Below are 12,160 nucleotides of genomic sequence, written 5' to 3'. Positions count from 1 at the left end.
GTCAATGGGAGCTAGAGTTCGTGAGACTCTCAGACCTCGCTGTTGCTGTCTGTTTATCCGCATGATTCCAGGGAATGGATCATCGATGTTTTGGCGGAGTCCGATGACTCCCGGCGCCGCGTAGCCTCCGAGGTTCAGCTCTCATCGCAAAGCCCAGCGAAGTACCGGCGCCGGAGCCAGCGCTACTTCGGTGATGGCCTCTTCCCCATCTCGATCGGGCCCCGCCGGCTGGAGGACAACCTGATCCGCGTCCCATTCTTCGTAACAGGCTTTGGGAAGAGCTCGGAGATTCCGGCCGAACCAGGCAGGTTAATGGACCTGAATGTCACTTGTGACTTCCGGGAGGAGGATACCCTCGGCACCTTGGTGGACAATCTGCTGCAGCGCGGCCACGGCTGGAACCACGGCAGCCCCGAAGACCAGGCGGCACGACACAGGAAAGAGCGGAGCGCGATGCTCGACTCCGGAATGAGGCCAGGCGCCGTCAGGAGGCCATTGATGAGCGCATCGAGGAGATGAACATGGATAGCGCGGCGCCCGAGGCAGCTTTCGGTGCGCACACCGTCCTCACCGAGGACGGTCCCTTCATTTGGGCATCCCTGTCCCTATGCTGGAGATGCGAGCGCACCCTATGCTCCTCTGGGATGCAGAGCCTTCCACGCCCGGCCGACAGGACCTGTCGGCCCTGTCGCCGAGGCCAGGCGAAAGTTTATGGGAACTGCCGCTCCTTATCGGGGCATTTGGGAGGACGAGGGTAAGTCCATAAATAACCGGGCTCCAGGACCCTACCCCCAGCCGACGCCGGTCACTTGTGACTGCCGGCCCACCTCGCGGTGCACTCTAGTGGCATCCAAGGCGACATTGAGCGCCAAAAAAAAGACCGCCCTTTATCGCCGCAAATCACAGATAGTGGCGGTTCTGCGGCCGTCTTGAATGGCCAGGTTTACGAGACACCGGGACGGGGCTTTTTTCTCGTAGGAGGTGAACTCGTTTTCGTAGCCGACGCCGACTTCGTCCCCTACCCGCATGCCGGTCAGCGGGGGCTTAACTGTCCGTTCGCGCTGGAAAAGGTACAGCCCGCGGCCCGCTGCTTGTGGCTGCGGGACGCGGGCTGAGGCATAGGCCGGTCGTGACCGGCCCAAACTCAAGTTTTGATGTCAACCGAGTGTCGAGTTTAGTCGATCTGCGGGAAGCCGAGGTCAATGACCGAGGTGGACGGGTCAGGCCAGCGGGTGGTGACCACCTTGCCCCGGGTGTAGAACCGGATGCTGTCCGGGCCGTACATGTGGGTGTCGCCGAACAGGGAGTTCTTCCAACCGCCGAACGAGAAGGTGCCTACTGGGACCGGAATGGGAACGTTGACGCCCACCATGCCGGCGTCGACGTCGAACTCGAACTGCCGTGCGGCGCCGCCGTCGCGGGTGAAGATGGCCGTCCCGTTGCCGAACTCGTTCTCGTTGACCAGCCGGACGGCGTCGCTGTACGTGTCGACGCGGACGACTGACAGGACGGGACCGAAGATCTCGTCGTCGTACACCTTCATGCCCGGCTTCACGTGGTCCACCAGGCTGACGCCGATGAAGAAGCCGTTCGAATCGAACTGCTGGGAGCGCCCGTCCACGACGACGGTGGCACCTTCGTTTTCCGCTCCCGCAACGTAGGAGGCCACGCGGTCCCGGTGCTCCGCGGTAATCAGCGGACCCATCTGGGAGGCCGGGTCGGTTCCCGGGCCGATCTTGAGGCCCGCCATGCGGCTGGAGATCGCCTGCACCAGGTCGTCGGCGATGTTGCCCACCGCCACCAGGACGCTGACGGCCATGCAGCGTTCGCCCGCCGATCCGTAAGCAGCGGAAACCGCAGCGTCGGCCGCCATGTCCAGGTCGGCGTCGGGCAGCACCACCATGTGGTTCTTCGCCCCGCCCAGAGCCTGGACGCGCTTGCCGTGGTCGGCCGCCCGCTTGTAGATCGACTGCGCGATGGGGGTAGAGCCGACGAAGCTCACCGCCTTCACATCGGGGTGCTCGAGCAGGACGTCAACGGCTTCCTTGTCCCCCTGCACCACGTTCAGCACGCCGGCGGGCAGCCCCGCTTCGGCAAAGGCCTCGGCGATGAAGATGGCGGCCGAGGGGTCCTTCTCGCTGGGCTTCAGCAGCACGGTGTTGCCGCAGGCCAGCGCGCTGCCGATCATCCACAGCGGCACCATGGCCGGGAAGTTGAACGGGGTAATGCAGGCCACGACGCCCACCGGCTGGCGCACGGAGTGCACGTCGATGCCGCTGGAGACCTGCTCGGAGCGCTCGCCCTTGAGCATGTGGGACAGGCCGGTGGCGAACTCAATGTTCTCCAGGCCGCGGGAAATTTCACCCGCAGCGTCGGAGAGGACCTTGCCGTGCTCGCTGGTGAGAATGGCCGCGAGCTCGGGCTTGCGCTGATTCAGGATTTCACGGACCCGGAAGAAGATGTTGGTGCGCTTGGCCAGGCTGGTGGCCCGCCACGCGGGCAGCGCGGCGCGGGCTGCGGCGATGGCCTCCTCGGTCCGCGACGCCGAGGCGAGCGCCACCTGCTTCTCCTGTTCGCCGGTGGCGGGGGTGAAGACGGGGCCGAAACGTTCGGCGTCGCTGACGCGGCTGCCGTTGATGAAATGCGGAATGGTTTCCAAGGGAAGTCTCTTTTCGTGTTTCAGAGTTGGGGGAAGATTTGGTGGCGGGGCTACTTGGCGGAATCCAGTGAGCCGTCGGCGAGCTTGATGATCATTGAGCAGTCTTTGCCCGCTTCGCCGGCGTCGATGAGCTGCTGGAACAGCTGCTGGACGTGCTTGCCGATCTCGAGCGGCGTGCCGGTGTCCTCGGCGGCGCTGATGGCAAGGCCGATGTCCTTGTTCGCCAGTTCGGTGGTGAAGGTGGGCGCAAAGTCGTTGTTGGAAGCGGCGGTGGGGACCACGCCGGGCACCGGGTACCAGGTCCGCAGCGCCCAGGAGTCACCCGAGGAAACGGACGCGATGTCCCAGAAGACCTGCTTGTCCAGGCCCAGCCGGTCGGCCAGGACGGCGCCCTCGGCGGTGGATGCCAGGTTGATGAAGAGCATCAGGTTGTTGCAGATTTTGGCTGCCTGCCCGGTGGTGGCGCCGCCGGTGGGGATGATGTTGGCTGCCATCGGGCCGATGTAGCCGGTGGCGTCTGCGACGGCGCCCTCAGCGCCGCCCACCATGAAGGTCAGCGTCCCGGCCTTGGCCCCGCTCATGCCGCCGGACACCGGGGCGTCCACAAAGCGGAAGCCGGCGGCAGCGGCGGCGTCGTGCAGTTCCTGGGCCGACGCGATATCGATGGTGGAGGAGTCCACCAGCAGCGTGCGGGTGTCGGCATGGGCGAGGACGCCGTCCTGGCCCAGATAGACCGCGCGGGCGTGTTCCCCTTTGGGCAGCATGGTGAACACCACGTCAGCGCCGGCGACGGCCTCGGCAATGCTGCCGGCCGGCTTGACGCCACCCTCCTCGGCGGCGGCGAGCGCCGCGGGATTGAGGTCGAAGCCGCGGACATCGTGCCCGGCGTTCGCCAGGTTGGCGGACATGAAACCGCCCATGTTGCCGAGGCCGATCCAGCCGATTACTGCCATGTCGTAAGCTCCTTTGCTTTGGATCCAGCCGCAGGCCGGAAGGTCTGTGTCCACCATCACACCCTGCTAGAGTGCAATCAAGGGGAAAAATTACAGACCGCATGTGCATCGATGCACACAGATGAAAGGCCTGCCGTGGACCAGAGGCGGCTTCCGAGCCCGGACGACCTGCTGATCCTGCTGACAGTGGCGCGCCTGGGCAGGTTCAACGCGGTGGCGGAGACGCTGGGCACCACCCACACCACGATCTCCCGCCGGATCCTCGCCCTGGACAGGCAGCTTGGCGGGCGCACTCTCGAACGAAGTCCGCACGGCTGGGAACTGACCCAGCTCGGCGCGTCCGCCGTCGAGGCGGCGGAGGCCATCGAGAGCACCCTCGGATCGCTCTCCGGCCTGATCAGCCAGGACCAGAGCGCCCTGTCCGGGCTGGTGCGCGTGGCGACGACGGACGGTGTCGGAGCCGTGTTCGTCACGCCTGCGCTGGTCCGGCTGCAGCAGCAGAACCCGCAGCTGAACATCGAGATGCTGAGCGCCACGCGGAAGGTCAGCCAGAACAGATCCGGGGTGGACCTGGAGATCGTGGTGGGCCGGACTGACGTCAGCAACGCCCAGACCATCTTCCTGAGCAACTACTACCTGCGCCTCTACGCCAGCCCCGGCTACGCCGCGCAGCACGGTCTGCCGGAAACGCTCGACGACGTCGGGCAGCACGGCTTTGTCTCTTACGTTGAGTCTGCGCTCCAGGTGGCGGAGCTGGGGCACCGCTGGTCCTCACAGCTGCCCATGCCCTCTTCGAGCTTTCAGGCCACGAGCGTGTTCGCCCAGATGGAGGCGGTGCGGCAGGGCGCAGGCATCGGGCTGCTGCCGAACTTCATGGTGGCCGGGCAGCCGGACTTCGTTCCCGTGCTCGCCGGCGACTTCGAGCGCCAGCTCCCCATCTGGGCGGTGGCACGGCCGGAATCCCTCCGCTCGGCCGCGGTGCAGGCCGTTGTCGCGTCACTCAAGGAGGAAGTGAAGGCCCGGGCAGGGGTGCTGGCGGGCTGACGCAGGCGCAAAGCGGCGCCCGGCGTCAGGCCTGGAACAGGCGCCGTACCACCTGCCCCGATGCCAATGCATCCAGCCCCTCGTTGATCTCGGTGAGCGGCCTGGTGTCGGTGTGCAGCAGCTCCACCGGCAGCCTGCCCTCGCGCCAGTAGCTGAGGTAGAGCGGGATGTCACGCCCGGGAACGGCGTCGCCCATGTAGGACCCGAGGAGCCGCTTGCCGGCGCCGGCGAACTGCAGCGCCGGCACCGTCAGCTCGGCCGACGGATGGGGCAGGCCTACCGAAACCACGGCGCCGCCCCGCGTGACATGCCCGAGGCAGGCCGCGATCACGCCTGCCGAGCCGACGGCCTCGACAGCGACGTCCACACCGTCGCCGGCGGCGTCCTTGATGAGCCTCGCCGCGTCGTCGGGCGTCCCTACAGCCGTGGCACCGCAATCCAGGGCGAGCTGGTGCTTGCCGGCGTTCGGATCGATGGCGATCACACTGCCGGCCCCCGCGAGGGAGGCGGCCATGACAGCGGAAAGGCCCACCGCCCCGAGCCCGAAGACGGCCACCGACTGGCCGGCCGTGACAGCGGCCGTATTCAGCACCGCCCCCATTCCGGTGAGCACAGCGCAACCGAACATCGCCGCAACGGTGTCCGGGACGTCGTCGTCAACCACCACCACCGATTCACGTGCCACCACGGCGTAGTCGGCGAAGGCCGACACACCCAGGTGGTGGTTGATCCGCTCCCCCGAGGGCGTCCGCAGCAGGGCCTCGCCGTGCAGCAGGTCACCGGAGCCGTTGACCTCCGCCGCCCGGTGGCAGAGCGCAGGACGGCCGGAGCGGCACGCGCGGCAGTCCCCGCAGCTCGGGACGAAGACCAGCACCACGTGGTCTCCGACTGACACGTCGGAGACACCGGCGCCGACGGACACGACGCGCCCTACCGCCTCGTGGCCCAGCGCCATGGGAAGGGGCCGGACCCGCGAACCGTCCACCACGGATAGATCCGAGTGGCACAGGCTGGAGTAGGTGATGGCAACGCCCAGCTCACCGGCACGCGGTTCCGGCCGCTCCAGCTCCTGCACTACCAGCGGGCGTGCGTCCTTGTAGCTGGGTTTCTCCGGTGCAGTATCGGTCTTGGGGACGGTCGAGTAGAGGACTGCTGCTTTCATGGAAATCCTTGGGGTCGGTGAACGGGCAACTGCCCGGCCCGCGTGCATGGCGGTCCGGGCAGTTGCTGAATGCCCGTAGGCGTCCGGGCTAGGAGGCCTGGTTACTTCTTGCCGGCCGCGAGCAGGTCGGCGGTGCCCTGGGCGTCGGCCGCGTCCACGTCGTGGAGCGAGACGCCGCGGGTCTCCTTCAGGAAGAACACGGCGACGGCGGTGATGGCGCAGGCGATGAGCAGGTAGATGGCCACCGGAACGGAGGACTTGTAGGTGGAAAGGAGCGAGGCGGCGATGATCGGGGCGAGTGAGCCGGCGACGATGGAGGTCACCTGGTAGCCCAGGGAGACGCCGGAATAGCGCATCCGGGTGGGGAACATTTCCGCCATGATCGCGGGCTGGCCTGCGTACATGAGCGCGTGGAACAGCAGTCCGATCATGATGGAAGCCAGGATGATCATGTCATTCTTGGTGTCCATCATCGGGAAGGCGAAGAAACCCCAGGTGGCGCCCAGGATGGCCCCGGCCATGTAGACGGGCTTGCGGCCGAAACGGTCCGACAGCTTGCCCACCAGCGGAACGGCGACGAAGTGCACGGCGTGGGCAAACAACAGGAGCAGCAGGATCCGCGTGGTGTCGGCCTGGACCACGGTCTTCAGGTATGTGATGGAGAACGTCACCACGAGGTAGTAGAGGATGTTCTCCGCAAAGCGAAGGCCCATGGCGGTGAAGACGCCGCGCGGGTAGCGCTTGAAGACCTCGGCGACGCCGTAGCCCTTGTGCCCGGCCTCGACCTCTTTGCGGGCTTCGAGGAAGATCGGGGCGTCGTTGACCTTGGTGCGGATGTAGTAGCCGATCAGGACGATTACTGCGGAGAGCCAGAACGCCACGCGCCAGCCCCAGCCGAGGAACGCTTCCTGGGTCAGCGTGGACGACAGAATGAACAGCACGGCCGTGGCGAGCAGGTTGCCCATCGGCACGGCCGACTGCGGCCAGCTGGCCCAGAATCCGCGGGACTTGCTGGGGCTGTGCTCTGCGACGAGGAGAACCGCGCCGCCCCATTCACCGCCGACGGCGAAGCCCTGCGCGAACCGCAGGAACACCAGGAGCGCGGGCGCCCAGTAGCCGATCTGCTGGAACGTCGGCAGACAGCCCATCAGGAAGGTGGAGACACCCACCAGGATGATGCTCAGCTGCAGCAGCTGCTTGCGGCCGAACTTGTCGCCGAAGTGGCCGAAGACGATGCCGCCGATCGGGCGGGCAATGAATCCGACGGCGTACGTGAGGAAGGCGGCGATGATGCCGTCCAGCTCGGTGCCGGCATTGGGGAAGAAGGCCTTGCCAAAGACCAGGGTGGCAGCCGAAGCGTAGAGGAAGAACTCATACCACTCCACGACGGTGCCGGCCATGGATGCCGTGACAACTTTCTTGAGGCCTGAGGCCTTGACGTCGGTTTCCTCTACACGCCTTGCGGCGGAGCTTTCCGTACTCATTGCAAACTCCTTCGGCGTCTTCCTCGACGCCACGGGGACCGGTCAATGGCGAAGGGGGTGTGATGCGCACCACGAACGCCGGATTCAACGAGTATGGTCTGCCAACGAAGCAAGCTCAACGCCAAATAGTGCAGGGCGCATCTGCATTAATGCACACGCGGGGCATTGGTGTTGCCACCATACGGGCGGCTCCGGCCGCCTGGACTTAGCATGAAGTCAGTCGAGGAGGTGCGCCCTGAGCTGGGCGTTCAGCTGGCCAATCTCCGTAAGGAAGCCGTCGTGGCCGATTGGCGAATCGATCATGTGGACATCCACGTTTCCGGGCAGCGACTCGGCCAGTTCCAGCGACTGGGCCGGAAAGTACAGCCGGTCCGACTCCACGGCGGCAATGAAGAAGTCCGCGGAGGCCCGGGCCAGGGCTTCCTTGAGTGTCCCCCGCCCCCGGGTGACGTCATGGCTCATGAGCGCTTCGGTCAGGGCGATGTAGCTGTTGGCGTCGAAGCGCCGGACCAGCTTGTTGCCCTGGTGGTCGAGGTAGCTCTCCACCTGGTAGCGGCCGCGGTCCGCCAGGGCATCAGCCTGCAGCGGCTCTTCAGCGGCCTGGGCGTTCCTGCCGAACCGGAAATCGAGTTCGTAGGCAGACCGGTACGTGATGTGTGCAATCCGCCGTGCGAGCGCCAGGCCATCCGCGGGTTCCGGTCCGCCGTAGTAGTCACCGCCGTTGAAATGGCGGTCCTGCCGGATGGCAAGCGTCTGAGCCTGGGCGAACGCGATTTGTTCGGCCGTGCTCCTGGCGCCGACGGCGATGACACCGCAACGGCGCACACGCTCAGGGAAAGTTACCGCCCACTCGAGGGCGCGTGCCCCACCCATGGAGCCGCCAACCACGGCATGCCAACTGCGGATGCCAAGCCGGTCCGCCAGCCGCGCCTCGGCAACGGTGGAGTCCCTCAGCGTCACCAGCGGAAAGCGTGAACCCCAGGGCTTGCCGTCCGGAGCGGTCGACGACGGCCCGGTGGACCCGTAGCAGCCGCCCAGGATGTTGATGGAAATGACGAAGAACCTGTCGGTGTCTGCCGGCGCACCGGGCCCGGCGAGCTGTTCCCACCAGCCCTCTTCAGTCCCTCCGCCGCCCCGGGTCACGTGTGTGTCCCCGGTGAGGGCATGCTGAACGAGGATGGCGTTGGAGCCGTCCTCGTTCAGCGTTCCCCAGGTTTCGTAGGCCAGGGTCACGTCCGGCAGGAATCCCCCCGCTTCGAGTTCCAGGCTGCCGATGTTCAGGTACTGGACAGTGCCGTCCTGGTTTGCGCCACCGGGAACAGTGCCGTCTGGAGCGGTGCCGTCTGGAACAGTGCCGTCTGGAGCCGTGCCGTTCGGAACTTCGGCGGCGGGTACGTCGGTGCTGACAGAAATCGTCACAGGTAAACCTCTTCTACGCGCTTGCCCGCCGGCAGCTGTCCGGCAGGCCAGGTCCTCACCCGGGGCACCCCACCGCGGAAGGAGGGTTGCCGGCCAGCAAGCCGGGGCTGTCGCTGGCACTCATGACCTGTTGCCAGTTTACGAAACAGTCGGACGGGTGAGCGAAGAATGTGACGGCAGTGTGACTCCCAGCCCCTTCAGAGGATGGGAGTCGCACCGGTAGCGCGGGAAAGTCAGGCGCCCTTCGCCGCCCGGAATCCGGCGTCGAGGTCGGCCAGGATGTCATCGATGTGCTCCAACCCGACCGACAGCCGGACCAGACCGGGGGCAACCCCGGCCACGCGCTGCTGCTCCGGCGTGAGCTGGCTGTGCGTGGTCGACGCCGGGTGGATGACGAGGGAGCGGACATCCCCGATGTTCGCCACGTGAGAGTGCAGTTCCAGGGCGTCCACGAAGCGCTTTCCGGCGTCGGCGCCGCCGGACACCGTAAAAGCCACCACCGCGCCGGTGCCCTTGGGCCCGTACTTCAGGCCCCGCTCATACCAGGGGCTGGACGGCAGTCCGGCGTAGGCCACGGACTCCACGTCATCCCGGGCTTCCAGCCAGCTGGCCACGGCTACCGCGTTGGCCACGTGGCGCTCCACCCGCAGGCTCAGTGTTTCAAGGCCCTGCGCGATGAGGAAGGCATTGAACGGGGACACCGCGGAGCCCAGGTCGCGGAGCAGCTGGACGCGGGCCTTAAGGATGTAGGACAGGTTGGCGCCCAGGGCACCGCCGGCCCCGAGGTCCCGGGCGTAGACCAGCCCGTTGTAGGTGGGGTCCGGCGTATTGAAGCCCGGGAAGCGCCCCGGGTCCTTGCCGAAGTCGAAGTTTCCTGAATCGACGATGACACCGGCGATGGCGGCACCGTGCCCGCCGAGGTATTTGGTGGCCGAGTGCACCACGACGTCCGCGCCCCACTCGAGCGGACGGATGAGGTAGGGCGTGGACAGGGTGTTGTCCACGATCAGCGGCACGCCGGCCACGTGGGCTGCCCGGGCAACGCCCTCGATGTCCAGGACATCCTGCCGGGGGTTGGACACCACCTCGGCAAAGAAGAGCTTGGTGTTGGGCTGCACGGCGTCGCGCCACTGCTCCAGGTTGTCCGGGTCCGCCACGAAAGTGACGGAGACGCCGAACTTCTTCAGGGTGTGGGCCAGCAGGTTGTAGGTGCCGCCGTAAAGGCTGGGGCTGGCCACCACATGGTCGCCGGCCTCGGCGATGTTAAGGATGGCGTACGTTTCGGCGGCCTGGCCGGAGCTCAGGAGCAGTGCCGCAAGCCCTCCTTCCAGACTGGCGATGCGCTGTTCAACGGCGTCCTGGGTGGGGTTGCCGATCCGGGTGTAGATGGGCGCGATCTCGGCGAGCGCGAAGCGGTCCGCTGCACTTTCGGCGCTGGGGAAGACGAACGACGTCGTCTGGTAGATCGGCAGTGACCGGGCACCGGTGGCGGCGTCAGGCACCTGGCCGGCGTGGATCTGGCGGGTTTCGAATGACCATGCGTTGGACATGCAGGCTCCTCTGCTGAAGGGCGTGTGCTGGTCCCGGCACAGGCCCGCGCTTGCCGCACGGCGGGCGCCGCGCAGCCAGGTCTTCACCCGGGGCACCCCGCCGCGGTTGGAGGGTTGCCGGCCAGCGAGCCGGGGCTTTCTTCGCTGGCACTCATGACCTGCGATCAGTGTAGGAATGGGACTGTTACGCGCACAGCTTTGTGAAGAACTTCGTCAAAGTATGGACTTTTCGCAAGGTTAGGTGAACCTAAGCTGAGAGCCACCTCACAAAGTGCCAAGATGAGGGCATGCGCATGGATCACGTCTCTTACGCCTGTGAACACGATGGCCTGGCGGCCACCACCGAACGTATCTCCTCTGCCCTCGGCGTCGAAGCCGTAAAGGGTGGGGTGCACCCCCGGTTTGGGACCCGGAACATGATCATTCCGCTGGCTGGCCACAAGTACCTCGAGGTTGTTGAGGTACTGGACCACCCGGCGTCGGACAAGGCACCTTTCGGCCAGGCCGTCCGGGCCCGGTCCGCGGCGGGTGGCGGCTGGATGGGGTGGTGCGTCGAAGTTGACGACCTCGCCCCCTTCGAGGAACGCCTGGGCCGCTCCGCGGTCAACGGCAACCGCAAGTTCCCCGACGGCCGGGAGTTGGTCTGGAAGCAGATCGGCATCCTGGGCCTGATCGCCGACCCGCAGGTTCCGTACATGCTGAAGTGGGAGGGTGATGCGGAACTGCACCCGTCCAACGCCTATGACAGCAATGTGAAGATGTCCAGCCTCACCATCGCGGGCTCTGCCGAGCGCGTGACCGAGTGGCTCGGCGAGCCGGTCGAAAGGCCGCTGGAGGACGTCGCCGTGAACTGGGTCGCCCCGCACGGTACGCCGGGTATCCTTTCCGTCACGTTCGAAACCGCTGCGGGCGCCGTCACCATCTGACGCCTCCCGCCCTCCACTTCGGCCGCCATCAGCGGGTGCCAACGACGTCACCCGCCGATGGCGGCCGAATCACTTTTAACCGCTGTTCCTGGCCCAGGACCGCTGGCCCCGGATCACTAGCCCAGCCCGACGGCTTTGCCGAACAGGCTGAACCCGACGAATGCGACGATGTCCAGCAGGGCATGCGCGATCACGAGCGGCATCACCCGCCGGGTCCTGGTGTAAATCCAGGCGAAGACCACGCCCATGATGGCGTTTCCAATGAAGGGCCCGAACCCCTGGTACAGGTGGTAGCTGCCGCGAAGCATTGAGGACACAAAGATCGCCAGGGGCATGGACCAGCCGAATTTGCCGAACCGGTCCAGGAGATAGCCCACCACAATGACTTCCTCCACGACAGCGTGGCGCAGGGCGGACAGGATCAGAACGGGCACCGTCCACCAGTAGGCGTCCAGACCGCTCGGGATGATCGCCGTCGTAATGCCCAAGGCCCGCCCGGCGGCGTAGAGGCCCAGCGAGGGGATGCCGATCAGGGCGGCCAGCCCGAGCCCCTGCAGCAGGTCCTTGCCCGGCCGGGCAAGGTTGAATCCCAGCTTCCGGAACGCGGAGCCGGCGTCCTGACCGGAGCCGGACTTCGCCTGGCGCTGGTCTGTCAGAAAGTAGATCACCAGCAGGACCGGCACCAGGGCGAAGATGCTGTCCAGCAGCTGGTAGGTGAGGTCGAAGTACTCGCGCGTGCTTTGCGACCTGTTCAACGTGGACGTCCCCTGCGCCAGCGGTGCCCGGGTCATTTTGTCCAGCAGCTGCACCACGGAGTAGACGGCGGACTGTCCGAGCGACAGCCCGAGGACAATCCAGACTTCGAACCGCAGCCGACGGCGGGAGGGAACCAACATGTTCCTATCTTGCCTGCATCGGCTGGTACTTTCCTGTCAGCCAGTCGGTTCCTGTCCGGCCGCGGGC

At 66.2% G+C, this 12,160-nt stretch carries 10 protein-coding genes and 2 riboswitches; of the genes, 3 read left to right on the top strand and 7 right to left on the bottom strand.

Annotated elements, in window-relative coordinates; genetic code table 11:
* The first annotated feature begins 42 nt into the window (after positions 1–42).
* The gene (locus CXZ05_RS01120; RefSeq protein WP_146033025.1) at positions 43–519 is read left to right on the top strand and encodes a hypothetical protein; all 477 of its coding nucleotides are present in this window, start codon (positions 43–45) and stop codon (positions 517–519) included.
* A 655-nt stretch (positions 520–1,174) separates the two neighbouring features.
* On the opposite strand, the gene CXZ05_RS01115 is transcribed toward CXZ05_RS01120, so the two are convergent.
* Both CXZ05_RS01115 and mmsB read right to left on the bottom strand, forming a co-directional pair.
* Positions 1,175–2,659, bottom strand: a complete 1,485-nt coding sequence (locus CXZ05_RS01115; RefSeq protein ID WP_102970778.1) for a CoA-acylating methylmalonate-semialdehyde dehydrogenase — start codon at positions 2,657–2,659, stop codon at positions 1,175–1,177.
* Positions 2,660–2,709: 50 nt separating this feature from the next.
* The gene (mmsB, locus tag CXZ05_RS01110; RefSeq protein ID WP_102970944.1) at positions 2,710–3,612 is read right to left on the bottom strand and encodes a 3-hydroxyisobutyrate dehydrogenase; all 903 of its coding nucleotides are present in this window, start codon (positions 3,610–3,612) and stop codon (positions 2,710–2,712) included.
* Between the two features lie 111 nt (positions 3,613–3,723).
* Here mmsB and CXZ05_RS01105 point away from each other — a divergent pair, with 111 nt between their 5' ends.
* Positions 3,724–4,656, top strand: coding sequence for a LysR family transcriptional regulator (locus tag CXZ05_RS01105; RefSeq protein ID WP_102970777.1), 933 nt, complete (start codon positions 3,724–3,726; stop codon positions 4,654–4,656).
* 25 nt (positions 4,657–4,681) lie between these two features.
* Here CXZ05_RS01105 and CXZ05_RS01100 read toward each other — a convergent pair whose 3' ends face one another.
* The 4 genes from CXZ05_RS01100 to CXZ05_RS01085 all read right to left on the bottom strand — a co-directional run bounded on the left by CXZ05_RS01100 (position 4,682) and on the right by CXZ05_RS01085 (position 10,271).
* Entirely contained in the window at positions 4,682–5,818 is a 1,137-nt protein-coding gene (locus CXZ05_RS01100; protein ID WP_102970776.1) for an alcohol dehydrogenase catalytic domain-containing protein, read from the bottom strand.
* 101 nt (positions 5,819–5,919) lie between these two features.
* Positions 5,920–7,302 carry an MFS transporter gene (locus CXZ05_RS01095; RefSeq protein ID WP_102970775.1) on the bottom strand — a complete coding sequence of 461 codons (1,383 nt, stop codon included), beginning with the start codon at positions 7,300–7,302 and terminating at the stop codon, positions 5,920–5,922.
* Positions 7,303–7,518: 216 nt separating this feature from the next.
* The gene (locus CXZ05_RS01090) at positions 7,519–8,583 is read right to left on the bottom strand and encodes a homoserine O-acetyltransferase (RefSeq protein WP_102970943.1); all 1,065 of its coding nucleotides are present in this window, start codon (positions 8,581–8,583) and stop codon (positions 7,519–7,521) included.
* A gap of 150 nt (positions 8,584–8,733) precedes the next feature.
* A riboswitch (SAM riboswitch) is annotated at positions 8,734–8,849 on the bottom strand.
* 105 nt (positions 8,850–8,954) lie between these two features.
* Positions 8,955–10,271: a bifunctional o-acetylhomoserine/o-acetylserine sulfhydrylase gene (locus CXZ05_RS01085; protein ID WP_102970774.1), complete on the bottom strand. Its 1,317-nt coding sequence runs from the start codon at positions 10,269–10,271 to the stop codon at positions 8,955–8,957.
* Positions 10,272–10,312: 41 nt separating this feature from the next.
* A riboswitch (SAM riboswitch) is annotated at positions 10,313–10,430 on the bottom strand.
* A gap of 128 nt (positions 10,431–10,558) precedes the next feature.
* On the opposite strand from CXZ05_RS01085, the gene CXZ05_RS01080 reads away from it, so the two are divergent.
* Positions 10,559–11,197, top strand: a complete 639-nt coding sequence (locus CXZ05_RS01080; protein ID WP_102970773.1) for a VOC family protein — start codon at positions 10,559–10,561, stop codon at positions 11,195–11,197.
* Between the two features lie 116 nt (positions 11,198–11,313).
* Here the strand turns inward: CXZ05_RS01080 and CXZ05_RS01075 are convergent, their stop codons facing one another.
* Positions 11,314–12,093, bottom strand: a complete 780-nt coding sequence (locus CXZ05_RS01075) for a CPBP family intramembrane glutamic endopeptidase (protein WP_102970772.1) — start codon at positions 12,091–12,093, stop codon at positions 11,314–11,316.
* Between the last annotated feature and the right edge of the window lie 67 nt (positions 12,094–12,160).

The sequence above is a fragment of the Arthrobacter sp. AFG20 genome (genome assembly GCF_002892795.1).
Lineage (GTDB): Bacteria > Actinomycetota > Actinomycetes > Actinomycetales > Micrococcaceae > Arthrobacter.
This window is presented reverse-complemented; position numbering and strand designations above follow the sequence as displayed.

Excerpts from the sequence above, each read along its gene's own strand:
- mmsB (WP_102970944.1), bottom strand. The coding sequence starts at position 3,612 with ATGGCAGTAATCGGCTGGATCGGCCTCGGCAACATGGGCGGTTTCATG.
- CXZ05_RS01105 (WP_102970777.1), top strand. The coding sequence starts at position 3,724 with ATGCACACAGATGAAAGGCCTGCCGTGGACCAGAGGCGGCTTCCGAGC.
- CXZ05_RS01100 (WP_102970776.1), bottom strand. The coding sequence starts at position 5,818 with ATGAAAGCAGCAGTCCTCTACTCGACCGTCCCCAAGACCGATACTGCA.
- CXZ05_RS01095 (WP_102970775.1), bottom strand. The coding sequence starts at position 7,302 with ATGAGTACGGAAAGCTCCGCCGCAAGGCGTGTAGAGGAAACCGACGTC.
- CXZ05_RS01085 (WP_102970774.1), bottom strand. The coding sequence starts at position 10,271 with ATGTCCAACGCATGGTCATTCGAAACCCGCCAGATCCACGCCGGCCAG.
- CXZ05_RS01080 (WP_102970773.1), top strand. The coding sequence starts at position 10,559 with ATGCGCATGGATCACGTCTCTTACGCCTGTGAACACGATGGCCTGGCG.
- CXZ05_RS01075 (WP_102970772.1), bottom strand. The coding sequence starts at position 12,093 with ATGTTGGTTCCCTCCCGCCGTCGGCTGCGGTTCGAAGTCTGGATTGTC.